Raw genomic sequence first — 17,873 nt, forward strand, 5'->3', positions numbered from 1 at the left:
CTCGGCCCCTTGGCCGGGTTGAAAGTGGTGGAGCTGGCGAACATCGGTCCCACCGGGCACGCAGCCATGGTGCTCGCGGACCTCGGTGCCGACGTGGTTCGAGTGCAGCGTCCCGGGGATGGTGGCGGCACACCCCTCCACATGCTGCGCGGGCGTCGGCTCATCACCGCCGATCTCAAGAACCCGGCCGCGATCGCCGACGTCGTCGCACTCGCCACCCGCGCCGATGTCCTGTTGGAAGGATTTCGACCCGGGGTGGCCGAACGTCTGGGCCTCGGACCCGGCGACCTGCTCCCGCGGAATCCGCGCCTCGTCTTCGCCCGCCTGACCGGGTGGGGCCAAGACGGTCCGCGGAGCGGCGCTGCCGGGCACGACATCAACTTCATCGCGCCCACCGGCATCTTGCATTCGATGGGATCGGCAGATTCCCGGCCGACGCCGCCGTTGAACCTCGTCGCCGGATTTGCGGGCGGATCCATGTTCGCGGTGACCGGCATCTTGTCGGCACTGTGGGAACGCAACACATCCGGGCAGGGACAAGTCATCGATGTGTCGATGGCCGAGGGCGCTCTGATATTGAGTCAGCAGGCGTGGACACTGCGGCCGAGCGGCTACTGGTCCGACATCCGCGGGACCAACCTGGTTGACGGCAGCTGCCCGTTCTGGGATACCTATGAGTGCTCCGACGGCCGATATATGGCAGTGGGAGCATTTGAGCCGCAGTTTTATTCCCGGTTTCTGACCACACTCGACATCGACCAGGCCGCCGCACCGGCACAGTACGACCGAGATGCCTGGCCGGCGTTGCGCACAATGATCGCCAACCGCTTTCAACGAAAGCCACGTGACCAGTGGGCGCAGATCTTCGCGACCGTGGACTGCTGCGTCACCCCGGTCCTCGACTTTTCCGAAGCCCCCGACGATCCGCAGTTCCGTCACCGCGACTCGATCATCGAGTTCGAGGGTGTGACCCAGCCCGCAGCGGCTCCGCGCTTTTCGCGAACCCCATCGCCACCACCGACACTGCCGGTGCACGAACGCTCAATCCACGGCGTCTGGGCAGGCGACGAGGATTGACGAGCGCACGCTCAGTTCCCGGTGTAGTTCGGAGTTCGCTTGTCCCGCAACGCGGCGATCGCCTCGGCGGCATCGTCGGTGGTGGCAAGGACGGCATAGTGCGATGACAGCAGGTCCAGGGAGGTATCGAGGTCCGAGCGCGAAGCCTGATCGATGGAACGCTTCATCGCCCGAACTGTTGTAGGCGCGTGTCTGGCAATCGATCTCGCGAGCCGGTGGGCAGCGGCGGGCAGATCGGCACTGTCGGCAACACTGTTGACCAAGCCGATCCTCTCTGCCTCCTCGGCATCGATCGCTGCACCGCTGAGCAACAATTCCATCGCCTTGGCCCGACCCACCAGGCGCGGCAGGAAGTAGGCGCCACCGGCCCCGGAGGTCAGCCCCAGAGAGACGTACACCTCCGAAGCCCTGGCGCCACGCGACATCACTCGCATATCGCACGCGAGTGCCAGGTCGAGGCCGGCACCCTGGGCATTGCCATTGATCGCCGCGATGATCGGTTTGTCGCACGCATTGATCGTCCTGATCAGCTCATGCACGTGCTCGTGGAGGTGGCGTTTGCGCTGCAGCGGCGTCAGCTCGAGTCCGGCGAACTCGCGGGTATCCATACCCGAGCAGAACGAGCGGTCACCTCGGCCGGTGATGACGATGACGCGCACGGACTCGTCTGCGACGGCCCGCCGGATCACGTCGGTCATCGCGTCGACCATCGTGAACGTGAGAGCGTTGCCCCGATTCAGCCGGTCCAGCGTCAACGTACCGATGTGATCGTCGACCACCCACTCGTGGTCAGTCATGGCGCGAGCCGTCCGTCGCGTGCTCGGTGTCAAGACGAATCGAAGCCGTCAGCACGTCCCACGGATTACCGGCAAGGAGCCGCCGACCCAGCTGTTCGGACCAGCGGCGCGGCGCCCCGAATTCGGAGATTGTGCTGCGAGCTCGCATGGTGTGCAACCAGAGTGAGTGTTCGGCAGTGACGCCGATCGCGCCGTGCAATTGGTGCGCGGTACCGACGATCTCATCGACACATTGTCCGAGCGTGACCTTCGCAACGGCCACCGCGAAGTCCGCCTCGTCTGCGCCAAAGCCCATGTCGTCGGCCGCGGCCACTGCCAATGCCACTGCCGCCCTACCTCTCTCGAGTGAGCCGGCTATCGCGGCCAGTTGGTGCTGCACCGACTGGAACTTGCTGAGGCTACGGCCGAACTGTTCACGCTCGCGGGTGTGGGAGACGGTGAGTTCCACCGCCGACTGAACACTGCCCAGAGTTTGCACACATCGCGCCCAGGCCCCTCTCCGGATCAGTTCGGTGTACGTCGACTCTGACAGTTCGGTGCACTCGCCGTCGCGCACCGACACCTCGATGCGTCCGCGCGGCTCACCGGCCAGATTGTCAGTGGTGCTCACCGGATGCACGGCCGGGTCGATCACGGTGATGCATCGGCCTTCGTCGCGCTCGAGCACCACCAGCACTGCCGCACAGTCCGATGCCCACGGAATGCCCTCCACCGTCGCGATCAGCACATCGCCATCCGCGGCAGCGGTGCCGAAACCTACTGTCAGAGGTCCTGATTCCGGCACCACCAGCCCGATCTCTGCCGACAGCCACGCCGCCAACAGATCGGTCTCGGCGATCGGAACCGGACACGCGAACCCGGCCAGCTCGCTCAGCAGCACCGCCGCCTGCGCGGGCCCCGCCTCCAACTCGGCGGTGCTCGTCAGCCGGCTCAGACCTGTTTCCTCGAGGTTCGCCCAGAGAACCTCGTCGAGCCCGACCGGCCGACTGCGCTGTCCGGTGAGCCGATCTCGCGACCGCGTGCCCAGATCGATGACCAGTGCCCTCAGATCGTCGTTGCCTTCTGCCGGCGCGTCACCGAGCGCTGCCATCGCATCCCTTCCAGGGTCGACTGTGGTCATTCCCGACTTCCTCTAACGCAGCCCGAGGCCGCGGGCGACAACGCCACGCAGCACTTCGTTGGTTCCGCCGCGCAAGGTGAACAACGCCTGATGCAGCCGGGCGTCTCGCAGCAGGCCGGCGATCTCGGGGGTTGGTCGCCAGCCTGTCTCGGCCTCGACGTCGTCGAGCAAACGCGCGACGAGATCAACCGATTCCTGCTCGAACCTGGTCCCGAGATCTTTCACCAGCGCCGCCTGATTCGCCGGGGATTTGCCGGCCTCGAGTGCTCGCGCCACGGCCGTGGACAACTGACGCAGCGAGATCACCCGCGCGCCCAGGTCTCCGACGGCGGCCGTGACGGACGGGGACGGCGAGACGTCGTCGGAGCTCAGCCAGCCGATGACCGCCAGCAATAGCGGCATCGTGGAAAGAAGGCGCTCTGGACCACTGCGTTCGTATGACAGTTCGGCCGTCACCTGATGCCATCCGTTACCGATCTCACCGAGGACCTCGGAGTCGGGGACGAAGACGTCGGTGAAGGCGACCTCGTTGAAATGATGCTCACCCGAGAGCAATTCGATCGGGCTGATGCCGACGCCCGCAGCATCGGTCGGAACCAGGAACTGACTGAAGCCCTTGTGCCGGGCTTCGGGATCGGCGGGCGAGGTCCTGGCCAGCACCACCACCATGTCCGCATGATGAGCGCCGCTCGTCCACACCTTCGTGCCGTTGATGACCCAGCCGCCGTCTGCCCTGGTGGCCTTGGTCTTCACCGCCGCCAGATCGGAACCGGCACCGTGTTCACTCATACCGATGGCCGAATAGAAATGGCCGCTGGCGATTTGGGGAAGGATGCGGGTTTTCTGTTCCTCGGTACCGAAACGAAGCAGTGTCGGCGCCACCTGGCGGTCGGCCACCCAGTGCGCTGCCACCGGCGCGCCCTGCGCGAGCAGCTCTTCGGTGACGACGTAGCGCTGTAGATGCTCGCTGCCGCGGCCGCCGTAACTCTCCGGAATGGTCAGTCCCAGGAGGCCGGCCTCGCCGAGTCTGAGGCTGAAGTCGGCATCCCAGCGCGACAACCAGGAGTCCACGGCCGGACGCCAGCCGAACCGATCGCGGTCGGTCGCCAGGAAGTCGCGGATTCGCCCGCGAACCGCGTCCAGCTCGGATTGATGCATGCCCAGCAGGGCATATGAACCGCTCACGTGGACCCCTTCCGGGCACCGTCGACCTACCGTTGCGAACTGATCGCACAGTTGCCCCTAATCAGCTAACTATATACCCTATTAGAAAGTCGTTGGGCCGCACTGGCGCACATTGGATGAATGGCGAAACCTTGAGTGAGATCGTAGCTATCGGGACGTATGTGCCGCCATGGACGAAAGCAGGCAAACGGGTTCGCGGTCCTGACGAGGACGCGGTCACCATGGCCGTCGCGGCCGGACGGGCCGCCGATCCCGACGTCCGCGCCCAGCGGATCGTTGTGGTGTCCCGCAATATGCCACTCATCGAGGGCGGTAATGCAGCGGTATTGCTCGCCGGTCTCTCGCTCGATCCCGACGTACCCATCACCGAAGTCCTCGGCGGCGCTCCCGCGGCGCTCGACCAGGTGGCCATGGCCGATCCGCATACCCTGGTGATCGCGGCCGACGACTCTCCGACAGCGGCCGGGGCCGGTGCCGTACTGACCGGGACCGCGCCGACGGGCACCCGACTGGTCGCGGCGGGCGGGCAGACCCGGAGCCTGCCGGTGGTGATTCGCAACGACCAGGGCGAACGCCGCGAATACGCCGACCCGCGCCTCCAACGGGAGGTCGGCGTCAAGACGACAGTGGCCCGGCTCGGCGTTTCCGAACAGCCCGATCTCGTGGTCGCCGCCGTCGCCGGCGTCAAGGCCGCACTCATCGGTGGCGCCTTCGGTCGAGCTGCGATCAACGATCCGAGCACATCGGCGAGCGCCGCGATCCGGGTACTCGCAGAAGCCGTCGAAGCCGGCCAGGCCGGGCTGATCCTGGCCACCGAGCAGTCGGTTGCAAGCGTTGCCACGCTGCACCTCGGAGACACTCCCCCGGTCGTTGCCCGCGACGAGACGATCTCCGGCGAACTCCCCAAGGCGACCATCGCACCAGGAATCGGTATCCCCATCTCGCTGGCCGCCTACGCGCGCGCCTTCGAACCCAAATTGCGATGGGAAGCTGCCATCTTCCCCGGTGATGACGAGCTGGTCTTCCCCCCGCGGCGACGGGTCGACGACGCCGGGAACCTGCAATCGGACTACACACTGCAGCCGCTGCCGCGCACGGGTGAGGTCTACACCCACACGACGATCCAGATCCCGGTGCCGGACCTGCCCAGCCCGTACACCATTGCGCTGGTCCAGCTCACCGACAGCCCGGTGCGTGTGCTCCTAAAGGTCACCGGCGCACTCGCCGGCGACATCGAGATCGGTCAGCCCGGAGCAGTGGTGCTGCGCCGGGTCGCGATGCGCAACGGCATTCCCGACTACGGATACGCATTCTGGCCAGGGCGGCCCGCCGAACCCACAACCGCGGTGACCGCTGCCGCGACCGAAGGAGCACGTCAATGAGGAAAGTTGCGATCGTCGGCGCCGGGATGACGCCGTTCGCCGAGCATTTCGACCTCGGCATCAAGGACCTCATCCCGATGGCCTACTCCGAGGCTGCGGGCTCTGTGGACAAAGGGCTCAGCAAGGCCGACATCGAGGCCGCGTGGTTCGGCGAGCTCGCCACCACCGACGGCTTTCCGTCGGGCATTCTCGCCGACACCCTCGACCTGACCGACATCCCGGTGACCCGTGTCGAAAACGCCTGCGCCACCGGCAATGACGCCATCCGGAACGCGACGCTCGCGATCGCGTCCGGACTCTACGACGTCGTACTGGTGGTGGGTGCGGACAAGGTCCGCGAGACGGCGTCGAACACCACTTTCTGGGAGTGGGCGGCCATGACCCGCGACAACGCGTGGGACTATCCCCTCGGCCTGGTGGCGCCTGCCAACTTCGCACTGCACGTGACGCGGTACCTACACGAGTCGCCTGCCACGAAAGAGCACATGGCGATGGTCGCGGTCAAGAACCACTTCCACGCCCTGAACAACCCGAAAGCGCAACTGCGATACGAGATAACGGTCGAGCAGGCGCTGGCGGCACCGACGGTTGTCGCGCCGTTCGGACTGTACGACTGCACACCGCAAAGCGACGGGGCGGCGGCCGTGATCCTGGCATCAGAGGATGCGGTGGATCGATTCACCGACCGTCCTGTGTGGGTGCGTGGGGTCGGCCTCGGCATGGACCGGGTCATGCATCAGCACAAGAAGGACATGACCACCTTCCCGCCGACCGTCAAGGCCGCCAAGGCCGCCATGACGATGGCCGGCGTGACACCCTCTGACATCGATGTCGCCGAAGTCCACGACTGCTTCACCGGCGTCGAGTTGATCAGCTACGAAGACCTCGGTTTCGCTGACCGATTCGAGGCGTACAAACTGGTCGAGGCGCGAGAACATTATGTGGGCGGATCGATCCCGATCAATCCGAGCGGAGGGTTGAAAGCCAAGGGACATCCGCCGGGCGCCACCGGGGTGGCGCAGTGCTACGAGCTGTTCAACCAGTTGCGTGGCGAGTCGGAAAACCAGGTGGACGGCGCGCGGATCGCGCTCGCCCACAATATCGGTGGACCGACCGCGGTGTCGGCTGTGACCATTCTGTCGAACGATCGGGGCTGACCCGCCGGGCAATTCCGCTCCGGCATGTAAATAGTGTAATCATATGGCTGACTGGTAATAGTCTCTGGTTCTGCGCTGCCGAAGCGCTATGGAAAGGGTTACGCGTGTCGATCTCATTGCTGTTGGAAATGGCCGCATCCGCACAACCAGACCGCACCGCGGTGGTGGCCGATGAGCTGAGGTTGACCGTGACCGAGCTGGCCACCGTCGCATCAGGCGGGGCCGGTGTGATCACGGAGTCCGGTGCTCAGCACGTCGTGTACGTGGGCACCGGCGGCGCCCATCTGCCGTTCCTGTTGTTCGCGTCCGCCCAGGCGGGGATCCCGTTCACCCCGCTCAATTACCGACTGAGCGCGGACGGCATCAACAGCCTGATCGCGCGCCTGCCGCATCCGCTGGTCGTCGTGGACCGTGAGTATCGCGAAATGATCGACGTTCCCGCGCAGCGTCTTCAGGATTCCGACGAAATCCTCGACCGTGCCCATACCGCCGAGCCGTTCACCAGGTTCGTCGATCCTGATGATCTCGCGGTGGTGCTGTTCACCTCCGGCACCACGTCACGACCCAAAGCGGTCCAGCTGTCGCACAGCAATCTCACCAGCTACGTCATGCAAACCGTCGAGTTCGACAGCGCCGCACCAGAAGACGCGGTTCTGATCGCGGTCCCGCCATATCACATCGCCGGCGTGGGCGCCGCGCTGTCGAACGTCTACTCCGGGCGCAAGATGGTGTACCTGCGCCGTTTTGATCCCGTGGAGTGGATACGCCTCATCCGGCAAGAGGGCGTCACCACTGCCACCGTCGTTCCGACGATGCTCGACCGGATCATCACCACGCTCGAGCAGAATCCGGTGGAACTGCCCACGCTGCGCAACCTCGCCTACGGTGGCGCAAAGGTGGGTCTGCCGCTGGTACGCAAGGCTCTCGCGCTGCTGCCCGACGTCGGATTCGTCAACGCATACGGTCTGACCGAGACGAGTTCCACTATCGCCGTCCTGACACCGGACGATCATCGGGCGGCGCTCAGTTCGTCGGATCCCGTTGTGGCCGCGCGACTGGCTTCGGTGGGCCAACCCGTACCCGGAATCGATTTGCAGATCCGTGGCGCGGACGGCGAGGTGGTCCCGCAGGGCGAGCCGGGTGAGTTGTACGTCCGCGGCGAACAGGTATCCGGCAAATACGACGAGATCGGATCGGTTCTCGACGAGGAGGGCTGGTTTCCCACCAAAGACATCGCGACACTGGACGCCGACGGTTACCTGTTCATCACCGGGCGATCCGACGACACGATCATCCGCGGGGGTGAGAACATCGCTCCCGCCGAACTCGAGGATGTCCTCATCGAACACCCTGCAGTGCACCAGGTTGTCGTGATCGGTGTGGCGGACCCGGAGTGGGGTCAGAGCATCGTCGCGATCGTGGTGCCGGAGCCAGGTACCGAGCCAGACGGCGAGGAGTTGCGGGCATACGCGCGCAAGGCGCTGCGCGGTTCCCGAACCCCCGACCGGGTGGTCTTCCGGGACGTACTTCCCACCACGGCGACCGGTAAGATACTGCGCCGCCACTTGATCCAGGAACTGAGACCCGTCACCGGTAACGCCTGAGACCTCGCACGCCCCGAGATACGAAAGACGGTCCGCGTGCTGGGCGGATCGTCTTTTGTGTAGGTGCATTGTTCCGCATGGCCCGCGACACGAGGCTCGGTCGCCGGTGGTGGTGATCCTGGCCATGAGGGCAACGGTCCGTACACCACGCCCACGCAGGACCGCCCATCAGTTCGGAGTCCGAGGGCGGGACCACCCGTGGTGGCGCGGTATCACGAGAACGCCGGGCGCATGCAGCGCCGAGATGACCCGAGTGGGCTCGGACCCGGGCGTCCAGTCCCGAGTCGCCGGCCCCATGCTGCGCCACACCCGTGCGGTGCCCGACGGTTTACCATCCAGCGGTCCTTCGAGCATTGCATGCACCACGGTGGCGCTCGAAGTCCGGGCCGCATCGAGCAGGACATCGATCGCGGAACCAATGCCGCCGAGTCGCATTGCAGGTCCCGCAGTATCGATTTCTTGCCGAGGATGCCCTGCTGGCATTCGATAGTACGACCGCCTCGCGGGCAGTGAGATACCGGCCGTCCTGCCAGGCACGATGCCCAACCGGACCGAACGAGAGCCTCAACCCTTCGCTGCCGCCCGCGGATGGCAGCATCCGGACGCGTTCGAGTCCCGATGTGGGCCGCCGGCAACGCACGCACGATGTCGATCCGCGCTTCCGCGGCGTAGGTTTCGAACGCCGCCAGATATTCACGGCCGCCGGTGACCGAGCGTTCGTAGGTGACGCCGACTCGCCGATGCCCGGATCGCTTGCAAGAAGCGCGATGCAGCAGCTCTCGTTTTTCAGTCGCCAAGCCAATCGTCAGTACCGCCCCACGACAGCGTCGGTACAGAACCGCCTCGTTCGACAACGTCCCCGAACCGAAGAGGCGTTCTCAGAGCGGACTGTTCGTGGTTCCTGCGAGTCGGCAGTTCTCGGACAAGGAGCACATGCGCGGCCTGATCCGGCGGGTGAACAACGGCATGCTGCGCGCCCCCCCATCGAGCAGCGAACGATCATGTTCACCGCTGAGGCGAACCGGGGTGGCGGTCGTTTCAGAAAGTGCCGCGACCACGGTGAGTGGCGTCGCCTACCAGCAGATGTACCATTTCCTCTTCGAGTTCGAGGGGGAAGCTGTTGTGCGGCTGTGGGGATTCAATGACACGCACCACGTCCGCGAGGTATCTGCGCTGGGCAGCGAGGGCAAGGTCAGCTAGGGGGCCGCAGGACCACTATATGGGCGCAACACGTCTGACTTATTCGACGGCCGGCATTCCTCCTTGTACGTCACCGTTCCGAGCTCGATGAACCTCTCCTTGGTGCCACCTCCAGAAAACGCCGGCCAGATCGCCGGTCCTGAGCCGTAAGTCACTGCCGGCAATCAGAACTCGACAGCCACATGGTCAGACACCGGGTGTGCCTGGCAGCCGAGGACGAGTCCGTCCGCGATGTCCTCCTCGTCGAGAGCGCCTGCGTTCGCCATCTCGACCTGTCCGGAGAGCACCGTGGCCTGGCACGACCCGCATTCACCCTCCCGGCACGAGTACGGCGCCTCTACTCCGTGAGCGAGTAGTACGTCGATCAGCGTCTTCGACCGGGGCCAGGCGAGTTCATGGGTGGCGCCGTGGAGCTCGACGGTGACCCTGGCGGCATCCCGCTTGTCCTCAACGCTGTCCGCAGTGACAATTGGTGGCCCGTGGTGGCCGAACGGATCGTCGGACAGCGACACGAAGTTCTCGATGTGGATCCGGGCCCGCGGCAGTCCGATCTGTTCGAGCGCCTGGCGTGCTCCCTGCATGAAGGGTTTCGGACCACAGATGAACGCTTCGAAATCACCGTACGGTTGCAACACCGACCGCAGCGCAAGGTGTGTCGGCAACCCTTGCACGCTTTCGATCCAGTGCACCACCGTGAGTCTCTCGGGATACTCGCCGAACAGAGAGCGCAACTGGGTCGCGAAGATCACCGACTCGGGATAACGATTGGCATAGAACAGCACCACACGTCCACTGCCGTCCAGGAGCGCGGTCTTCATGATGGACAACAACGGTGTGATGCCACTCCCGGCACCGACCAGCAGCAGGTCGCGGTCGACATCTTTGGGCGTGAATGCGCCGGCCGGAGGCAGACTTTCGATGATCTGACCCGCGGCGATGTTGTCACACAACCAGTTGGACCCGTAGCCGTCGACTGTCCGCTTGACGGTGACCATCAGCGTGTCGTCGTGTCTCGGCGAGCTCGACAGGGAGTAACACCGCGCCACCGACCCCGTGCGATCACTCGGAATCCTCAGGGTGAGGAATTGCCCAGGCCGGTAGGAGAATTGATCACCGGGAGCATCGAACACGATCGTCTTGGCATCGGGGGTCTCGGCGATGACCTCTCGCACCCGTAGCGCGACCGCCCCCGGGGAACTCGGTGCGGGCGCCCCAAGCGTGCTGCCGGTCGCCTGATCAGTGGGCGACACGGGCAGACACCGGTGAACTCTCGACGCGCGCAGGACCCACCATCGCATATATCAAATCGGTGATCGCCGCGATCGTGCCCTCCCGGGTCATTTGAGCCTTGGTGTTGCGTGCGAGGAACCACGACCGCTCCAACATCGCCATCACACACACCCCCGAGGTGGCGGGATCGCTCAGGGAGCGCCCAGACAATCGTTCCAGCTCGCGACCGATGACGCCGGCTGTCTCGGCATGAACTCGTGCCACCGCTGCCTGGAACCGGGCGTCCGGTGGCGAATCATCAACGGACCTGATCGAGAAGGCTCCGGTTCGGTCGAGATAGTCGAACAGCTGACGTACCCATGCTTCGAAGGCGGACTTGTCAGCACCGATTTCGATGAGCTCGAGCGCCCGCACGGCGTCCGCTGTCTCGCGTGTGGTGACGGTACCCAGCTCGATGAAGATGTGCCGCTTGTCTCGGAAGTAGTAGTAGAAACTTCCCCGCGCAACCGAAAGCCGATCGGTGATGTCTTTCACCTGAGTACCGGAATAACCCTTGCGCTCGAACACATCCCGGGCCGCATCAAGGAAAGCTTGTCGGGTTACCGCCGACTTCGGATGTTTCGCTTCACTCAGTTTCACCGGACGAATTACTCTGCGGAGACAGTCTGACGTTCGACCTCGGCGTTCTCGGCCGGCGGATAGAAACTGCGCGCCCACAAGCGCAATCTGCGGAATCCGGCCGCCTCAGACGGAGACAGCCCCGGAGGGTCCATGTAGCGCTGGTGATTCCAGATCTTGACGTCGTCGACGAGCGCGCCCTTCCCGTTTTCGATGAACCCTTCGGGGTCGTCGCTGCCCTCGTCGATCCAGTACGTGCCGAAGATGTCACTCACCTCGTCATCGACCGGTGTCGGGCAGATCCCGGTGACCCGGATGCCGTTGCGCATGTGCTCACCGCTGAAGCTCAACCCCACTCCGCTCCAGAGGATTTCGAGCGTGTTGATGGTGTCGTCAGGGTTGTCCACGCCGTGCTGCCACTTGTTGCCGAACCCCACCTTGGCCGCCCACGAGGCGTCATCGGTGCTCTCCCGCAGGACAACCGGGCTGATCGGTGTGCGATGCACATATCGGAAGTGATGTGGGTCGACCGCATTCTCCGCAATGGTCTGCGGATGAACCCGCACGTTCTTGGTGAGCACACGTGCGTTCGCTTCGATCGGCCGGAACGTTGTTGCGCTGATGTGGCCACCCAGACTCTGCAGAGCGTCCGGTACCTCCCACATCGGGTCTCGGCCGAGAAGGTCATGCCAGACGTAGATGGAATCATTGCGCTCGCTGACCGGCCAGCTGCGTACCTTACGGGCACGGTTCGGTTTGGCCTCGTAAGGAATCCGGACATTACGCCCTCGCCCATCCCACACCCACCCGTGAAACGGGCACTGGATCCCGTCGTCCACAACACAACCACCGAAGGCGAGATTGGCACCGAGATGCTGGCAGTGGGCATCGAGCACGTGCGCAAGGCCGTCGTTGCCGCGATACGCGACCAACTCAGCACCGAAGTAGTGCAAGGGGACAACATCACCGATCGCCAGATCGGCCGACCACGCGACCTGGAACCACCCGGTGGGATGCATGCTGAGCTGACCCATCGATCAGACCTCCTGAAGAATTGGCTGACATTTTTGGCGCGGACGTCAAAAATTGATAGCCCGACCATACGCCCGTGAGCGGCACTCTGTAAACACCAACCCGTTGCCGGATTTCTCCAAATACGCCCCTGCCGCACTAATCATGCTGCACGGCAAACGCTTTCAGACCGCATAGCGCGATCAGATCCTGTCACCAAAAGGTGTAACTCATTGATTTATCTAACTTAATAGTGATACACGTCATGTGCGGCCTCAGTCCCCGGCCTTGCTCGGCTGCCGAGCACCACAAGCGATCAAAGGACACATCCATGGACTACCGGATCAAAGGACGAGTGGCACTTGTCGTCGGTGGCAGCAAGGGCATCGGCAAGGAGACGGCGAAGATGCTCGCTGCGGAGGGCAGCCGCGTCGCCATCGTCGCCCGTACCCAGAAACACATCGACCGCGCGGTCGAGGAGATCGCCGCAGCAGGCGGCGAGGCACTCGGGGTCCCGGCGGACATGAGTTCACGAGAAGGCATCGAATCCGCGGTCGCGACAGTCACCGAACAACTCGGCAACCCCCTGATCGTGGTGACACAGGCCGACTTTCACGTGCGCGGTTACTTCGAGGAGATCACCCGCGCCGAGGACTACGTCGACTCATACCGTACGTACACGCTCAGCCAGGTGCACATGCTGCACGCCGTACTGCCCGCCATGCGCGAGGCCGGATGGGGGCGTTTTGTCCACATCGGGTCAGGAACCGCCAAGGAACCGCAGAGCCTGCCGCCCCACACGGTCGCCAACGCGACACGTCCGTCGACGGTCGGACTCCTCAAGAGCGTGGCCGACGAGTATGCCCAGTTCGGTATCACCATCAACACCGTGGCCCCGGGCTGGATCGCGACCAAGACCACCAACTGGTACCTCTCTACTCACGAGGGGCTCACCGATGACGACGCTCGCAAGAAGTGGCTCATGGAGAAGGCCGGTGTGCCGGCAGGCCGGGCGGGTGAGCCCGAGGAGATCGCGTCGACGATCGCCTATCTGTGCTCAGACCAGGCCGGATATCTCAACGGCCATTACATTTGTGTCGACGGCGCCCATCACCGATCGGCGTTCTGAACGTCCACCCACGTCGATCGGCGTGCCTGGTTGCACACAGGTCGCGCTCCCACGGCCGGATGTGACGCTGTCGCGCCGACCTTGTGTGCACTCGGGCCCAGCTTTCATTCTTCGTCGGTGCCGATGGGGACGAACTCGGGCGCATACACGCCGCTGTCGCCGATCTCGACGATCCGGGCTCTCACCCGCTGGCCGATTCGGATCGTGTGCGGCTGCGCGTCCACCACCGCGCTCATGCGCAGCCCCGACTGTTCATCGAGTTCGATGAGCGCTGTCACATACGGTGGTCGGTGGCCGGGCACCGTGGGCTGACGAATGACGATGAAGCTGAATATCGTTCCGTAACCACTCACTTCGTCGAATCGCACCGGCCCGCCGGTGATCCGGCTGCGTTCGAGGGGTGGGTGGATCCATGTTCCGGTGTCCACGCAACGGCAGATCTTGAGCTTGCCCTCCGCGAGGGCATCCCAGTACGACGCCGAGTCAGGATCGGGAACGGGCAGCGGCGCCGACATGAGTGCGTCGGTCATGGGTGCTGCCTGCTGTAGATGTTGGCGCCGCCGAACGGGCCACCACCGGCGGTGACCAGCGCGAGTTCGGCTCCCTCGACCTGCCGCACCCCGGCCGAATGCCTCAGCTGGGTCACGGCTTCGAAGTGGTGATTGAGACCGTGTATGTACCCCTCGGACAACAGTCCTCCGTGCGGATTGACCACCACGTCGCCGCCATAGGTAGCTCACCCCGTGGCAAAGAACGTGCCGACCTCTCCCTTCTCACAGAATCCGTACCCTTCCATGGTGGCCATCACCGTGTATGTGAAGCAGTCGTACATGCACGCCACATCCATGTCGGCCGGGCGGAGTCCGGTGCGCTCCCAGATCTTCGGGCCCGCCGAACGCGCGTACATCGCCGCCGGGTCGTCCCATTGTGTCCAGCCCGCCCCGCTCTGCGAATTGGATGACCCGACGAGCCAGACCGGATCGTGTGCGGTGCCGGCGGCGATGTCCTCGCCCACCACGAGCACGGCCACAGCGCCGTCGACCTCAGACGTGCAGTCGAGCACCCGGAAGGGCTCGTTGATCCAGCGAGCGGCCAGGTAGTCGTCCATGGTCAGTGGTTCACGCCGCAGCGCATGGTCGTTGGGCCCGGCGTGGGTTCGCTGGGTGATCGCGATGTGCCCGAGATCCTCTTCGGTGGAACCATGGTCATACTGATGGCGCCGCGCCCACATCGCAAACCACTGCGGCGGCACAAGGAATCCCGATGCGGCGTCGAACTGGTTTTCCTGATCCACCAGCATCGGACCTTCTACCGTTCCGAAACGGTGCCCGGACCGGCCGTTGAGGGATCGGTACACCAGAACTGCCCGGCACATCCCGGCCTCGATCACCGCTGCCGCCGTTGCGATCTGATCGGCAACAAGGTTACCGCCGCCATACATGGCATTGGCCCACGACAACTCGTTGATGCCCAATCCCCAACCGACGGTGATCGGTTGGGCTGAGTCGTTGACCATGAAGGTACTCATCCCGTCGACGTCCGCAGGCGTCAATCCCGCATCGTCGATGGCACCGCGGCACGCCTCGATGGCCATCGCGAGTGGGGTTCGGTTCGATCGACGCGAATACTCGGTTCTGCCGATGCCGACAACTGCACAACTCATCTGACTGGTCCGGCGACTTTCCGCTCGCCCCGTGGCCGCCATACCGCCATCGACACCCCCGCAAGGTCGAGAGAATCGCTCAGCGGCATCTGCCCCGAACCGACCCGCTCGAGAAATGACCCCATCACGATGTCTGGGTCGCGGCCGAGTTCATAGACCGCGAGATAGCGGTGTGCCGGGGCCGGGGGCGCGGCGATTCCCTCGACCTCCGGCGGTGTGATCGGAGCCAAATCGTAGCGTTGCGCGGCGGTGACCCCCTCGACCTCGAGAACGTCAGGGACGTGCCGGGTCTCGTACCAGCTGTTGAACTCGTCGTCGTTGCCCTCTGTTGGATTGGAGAAGACAAAGAGATAGCTGTCCGCCATAGGGCGCCCACTTTCGCTTGATACGTTTCGCAGTTCGCATTCTCGACTTTATGGCAGTCAACTGTCACACGTCAACGACGATGTTGGTTGAAGACTCGCCAGATGGCCTGCAATCAACCAAATCCGTATTGGAGCCGTCCGACGTCCGTGCCGCCATGCGCCGTGTCTAAATGACAGTTGAGTGTCGATAGAGCAGTATGGTGACCACCGCGCGGGACGGTCGACATCCCGGCGACATCCACCGAAGGCAGGTGCCGCTTCGAAAGGACCACCACAGCGATGCAATCCGGCGACCGGTCACGGCGGCAAGATCGTGCCACCCAGACTCGGCTGGCATTGGTCGACGCGGCATTGAACCTGTTCAGCACGAACGGTTTCGATCAGACCACCACGGATCAGATCGCCAAGGGCGCCGGCGTGTCACCGCGGACGTTCTTCCGCTATTTCCCGACGAAGGAATCGGTTCTCTTCCTCGGTGAGTACGACTTCGTACGGGCTTTCAGCGGTGTGTACCTGGCGCAACCGGAGTCGATGTCCGAACTCGATGCGATGGCACAGGCTTTCATCACTTTGGCACCGGGATTGTCGAGACAACGGGGGCGCATCACGCTCTATCGGGAGGCTGTCTCTTCATCGGTCAAGCTCATCGGCCAAGAACGAAAAAACCACGACACCAGCGCCAGGACGGTCACTGACGCCATCGCGGAGCGTCGCAAGATCGCGGTGGCCGACGAGCGGTGCATCCTCCTGGCTTCAGTCGGGATGCTGGTCGTCGAACGCTCGATCGACCGGTGGATACGGTCGCCAGGCTCGGTACCCGAAGACGTGATGCGTTCTGAGTTCGAGACCCTTCACGGGTTGATCGGCAACTACCAGGACAGCGGCCCCTGAGCACGGGCGACCGGGTGCGGCTGACTCGGACACAGCCAGTTCCTCCGAGTAGGACTGGACCAGGGCCCGAGCACAATGTGCTCGGACCCTGGTCTTCCCGTGTGTGCGGGTCAGACCGAGATGGCGTCCGCGGGCGCCTCGGCGGCGTCCGGACTCGGGTTGCGCAGCGGTAGACCGAGGAACCGGCGTGCGTTGTCACCCATGAAGTCGTAGGCACGCCGTTCACTCATGCCCTCGGCATACTTGTAGAAGCCCTTCGGCTCGGTCAACCCTTCGGGATGCGGGTAGTCCGAACCGAACATGACCTTGTCCCAGCCGACGGTTTCCACGACATCACTGACCGACCCTTCCCAGAAGGGGCTCACCCACACGTTCCGACGGAAGACCTCGAGCGGGTCCTCCGGGAAGTTCTGCGGCATCTTCTTGTTCAGATCCGCGAGGTCGTGGAACAGCGGATGAATCCAGGCGCTGCCGTTCTCCACCGACGCGATGCGCAGCTTCGGGAAGCGAGTCAGCGTGCCGTGGCAGATGAGCGACCCCAGCATGTCCGAGATCTCGCGGTGGCCCAGCGCCAGCCAACGGAAAGAGCTCATGGTCATGAAGTTGTTGGTGGACGGCGGTTCCCACTTGTTGATGTATTCATCGAGCGGGGGCTGGCTGGCGTGCAGCACAACGGGCATACCCGCATCCTCGACGTCTTTCCAGAACGGGTCGAACTCGGGCAATGCCGGCGACCGCCAGCCTCTGTAGCCGTTGACGGGCGCGGGCTTGATCAGCACCACCTTGGCACCGTTGTCGACCAGGTATTCCAGCTCGCGACGTGCCTCATCCACAAGAGCGCACGTGATGACCGGCGTCATGAACAACCGGTTCTCGTGGGTGAAGCCCCACGTCTCGAGCATCCACTGGTTGAGGGCATGGATCATCGCGACGGTGAGGTCGGGATCCTCGGCGGCAGAATGCTCCACCAGGTTGGCCAGGGTCGGGTAGACGAGCGCGGCGTCCACGCCCTGTCGGTTGATCTCTTCGATCCGCGCGCGGGGCTCCCGAGAGGCAGGCGGCGCCTCGATGGCCGTTCCCTGCATCTCTCGCAAGGTCAGACCTTCGACATTTTGACCGGAGTAGAACTTCTCGTGCGCGCCCGGCGCGGCCACCTTCTCGAAGGTCGGATTCGGGATGAACTCCGTGATCTTGTTCAGGATCGCGATCCGGGTGCGCTTACCGACCTGGACGTATTGCACTGCCGGCGAGAACTTTTCAGGCAGGAACTTGGTCAGGGCATCCGGCGTCTCGTACATGTGCGTATCGGCGTCGAAAATCGGCACATCGTTCAAATCTGTCATGGGTCCGCCTTTTCTATCGGGTGGCTGAAGTCTTCGTTCAGCTTGCACGAGTTTGACGGAAACGTCAAACAGTGTCGGTGAGACCGATCTATCACTGTCTT

16 protein-coding genes and 1 pseudogene are annotated in these 17,873 nt (G+C 64.0%); 7 read left to right on the forward strand and 10 right to left on the reverse strand.

What is annotated here, in order from left to right; translation table 11 throughout:
* The first annotated feature begins 9 nt into the window (after window positions 1–9).
* Window positions 10–1,077, forward strand: coding sequence for a CaiB/BaiF CoA transferase family protein (locus DFR67_RS13585; protein ID WP_084836606.1), 1,068 nt, complete (start codon window positions 10–12; stop codon window positions 1,075–1,077).
* An 11-nt stretch (window positions 1,078–1,088) separates the two neighbouring features.
* Here DFR67_RS13585 and DFR67_RS13590 read toward each other — a convergent pair whose 3' ends face one another.
* The 3 genes from DFR67_RS13590 to DFR67_RS13600 are packed head-to-tail and all read right to left on the reverse strand — an operon-like array spanning window position 1,089 to window position 4,179.
* The gene (locus tag DFR67_RS13590) at window positions 1,089–1,874 is read right to left on the reverse strand and encodes an enoyl-CoA hydratase/isomerase family protein (protein WP_110470045.1); all 786 of its coding nucleotides are present in this window, start codon (window positions 1,872–1,874) and stop codon (window positions 1,089–1,091) included.
* Window positions 1,867–2,994, reverse strand: a complete 1,128-nt coding sequence (locus DFR67_RS13595; RefSeq protein WP_245937928.1) for an acyl-CoA dehydrogenase family protein — start codon at window positions 2,992–2,994, stop codon at window positions 1,867–1,869. The genes DFR67_RS13590 and DFR67_RS13595 overlap by 8 nt, the downstream gene beginning before the upstream one ends.
* Before the next feature lie 12 nt (window positions 2,995–3,006).
* Complete coding sequence (locus tag DFR67_RS13600) at window positions 3,007–4,179, reverse strand: acyl-CoA dehydrogenase family protein (protein WP_425451273.1); 1,173 nt, start codon at window positions 4,177–4,179, stop codon at window positions 3,007–3,009.
* Window positions 4,180–4,310: 131 nt separating this feature from the next.
* Between DFR67_RS13600 and DFR67_RS13605 the strand changes: the two genes are divergently transcribed.
* The 4 genes from DFR67_RS13605 to DFR67_RS13625 all read left to right on the forward strand — a co-directional run bounded on the left by DFR67_RS13605 (window position 4,311) and on the right by DFR67_RS13625 (window position 9,522).
* Window positions 4,311–5,561: a Zn-ribbon domain-containing OB-fold protein gene (locus DFR67_RS13605; RefSeq protein WP_110470132.1), complete on the forward strand. Its 1,251-nt coding sequence runs from the start codon at window positions 4,311–4,313 to the stop codon at window positions 5,559–5,561.
* Entirely contained in the window at window positions 5,558–6,718 is a 1,161-nt protein-coding gene (locus DFR67_RS13610) for a thiolase C-terminal domain-containing protein (RefSeq protein ID WP_084836513.1), read from the forward strand. The genes DFR67_RS13605 and DFR67_RS13610 overlap by 4 nt, the downstream gene beginning before the upstream one ends.
* A 104-nt stretch (window positions 6,719–6,822) precedes the next feature.
* On the forward strand, window positions 6,823–8,322 hold the full coding sequence (locus DFR67_RS13615; RefSeq protein WP_110470047.1) for a class I adenylate-forming enzyme family protein: 1,500 nt from the start codon (window positions 6,823–6,825) through the stop codon (window positions 8,320–8,322).
* A 933-nt stretch (window positions 8,323–9,255) separates the two neighbouring features.
* A complete protein-coding gene (locus tag DFR67_RS13625; protein WP_146240442.1) occupies window positions 9,256–9,522 on the forward strand; it encodes a hypothetical protein in 267 nt (88 codons plus the stop codon).
* A 164-nt stretch (window positions 9,523–9,686) separates the two neighbouring features.
* Here DFR67_RS13625 and DFR67_RS13630 read toward each other — a convergent pair whose 3' ends face one another.
* The 3 genes from DFR67_RS13630 to DFR67_RS13640 are packed head-to-tail and all read right to left on the reverse strand — an operon-like array spanning window position 9,687 to window position 12,404.
* Window positions 9,687–10,772, reverse strand: coding sequence for a 2Fe-2S iron-sulfur cluster-binding protein (locus DFR67_RS13630; RefSeq protein WP_425451274.1), 1,086 nt, complete (start codon window positions 10,770–10,772; stop codon window positions 9,687–9,689).
* Window positions 10,759–11,391, reverse strand: a complete 633-nt coding sequence (locus DFR67_RS13635; RefSeq protein WP_158539959.1) for a TetR/AcrR family transcriptional regulator — start codon at window positions 11,389–11,391, stop codon at window positions 10,759–10,761. Before DFR67_RS13635 ends, DFR67_RS13630 begins: the two co-directional genes overlap by 14 nt.
* Window positions 11,392–11,399: 8 nt before the next feature.
* Window positions 11,400–12,404, reverse strand: a complete 1,005-nt coding sequence (locus tag DFR67_RS13640) for a Rieske 2Fe-2S domain-containing protein (RefSeq protein WP_110470050.1) — start codon at window positions 12,402–12,404, stop codon at window positions 11,400–11,402.
* Between the two features lie 308 nt (window positions 12,405–12,712).
* Here DFR67_RS13640 and DFR67_RS13645 point away from each other — a divergent pair, with 308 nt between their 5' ends.
* Window positions 12,713–13,510, forward strand: a complete 798-nt coding sequence (locus tag DFR67_RS13645; protein ID WP_084836508.1) for an SDR family oxidoreductase — start codon at window positions 12,713–12,715, stop codon at window positions 13,508–13,510.
* Window positions 13,511–13,614: 104 nt separating this feature from the next.
* On the opposite strand, the gene DFR67_RS13650 is transcribed toward DFR67_RS13645, so the two are convergent.
* The 3 genes and pseudogenes from DFR67_RS13650 to DFR67_RS13660 all read right to left on the reverse strand — a co-directional run bounded on the left by DFR67_RS13650 (window position 13,615) and on the right by DFR67_RS13660 (window position 15,538).
* Window positions 13,615–14,040 (reverse strand): Zn-ribbon domain-containing OB-fold protein, encoded by a 426-nt coding sequence (locus DFR67_RS13650; RefSeq protein WP_084836507.1) that lies wholly within the window; start codon window positions 14,038–14,040, stop codon window positions 13,615–13,617.
* Window positions 14,037–15,173, reverse strand: a pseudogene (locus DFR67_RS13655) (thiolase C-terminal domain-containing protein). The gene DFR67_RS13650 and the pseudogene DFR67_RS13655 overlap by 4 nt, the downstream one beginning before the upstream one ends.
* On the reverse strand, window positions 15,170–15,538 hold the full coding sequence (locus DFR67_RS13660) for a DUF4286 family protein (RefSeq protein WP_084836505.1): 369 nt from the start codon (window positions 15,536–15,538) through the stop codon (window positions 15,170–15,172). Before DFR67_RS13660 ends, DFR67_RS13655 begins: the two are co-directional and overlap by 4 nt.
* A gap of 279 nt (window positions 15,539–15,817) precedes the next feature.
* Between DFR67_RS13660 and DFR67_RS13665 the strand changes: the two genes are divergently transcribed.
* A complete protein-coding gene (locus tag DFR67_RS13665) occupies window positions 15,818–16,429 on the forward strand; it encodes a TetR/AcrR family transcriptional regulator (RefSeq protein ID WP_110470051.1) in 612 nt (203 codons plus the stop codon).
* Window positions 16,430–16,539: 110 nt separating this feature from the next.
* Here the strand turns inward: DFR67_RS13665 and DFR67_RS13670 are convergent, their stop codons facing one another.
* On the reverse strand, window positions 16,540–17,772 hold the full coding sequence (locus DFR67_RS13670; RefSeq protein ID WP_084836503.1) for an amidohydrolase family protein: 1,233 nt from the start codon (window positions 17,770–17,772) through the stop codon (window positions 16,540–16,542).
* Window positions 17,773–17,873: the final 101 nt, after the last annotated feature.

The sequence above is a fragment of the Williamsia limnetica genome (assembly GCF_003217475.1).
GTDB lineage: Bacteria > Actinomycetota > Actinomycetes > Mycobacteriales > Mycobacteriaceae > Williamsia > Williamsia limnetica.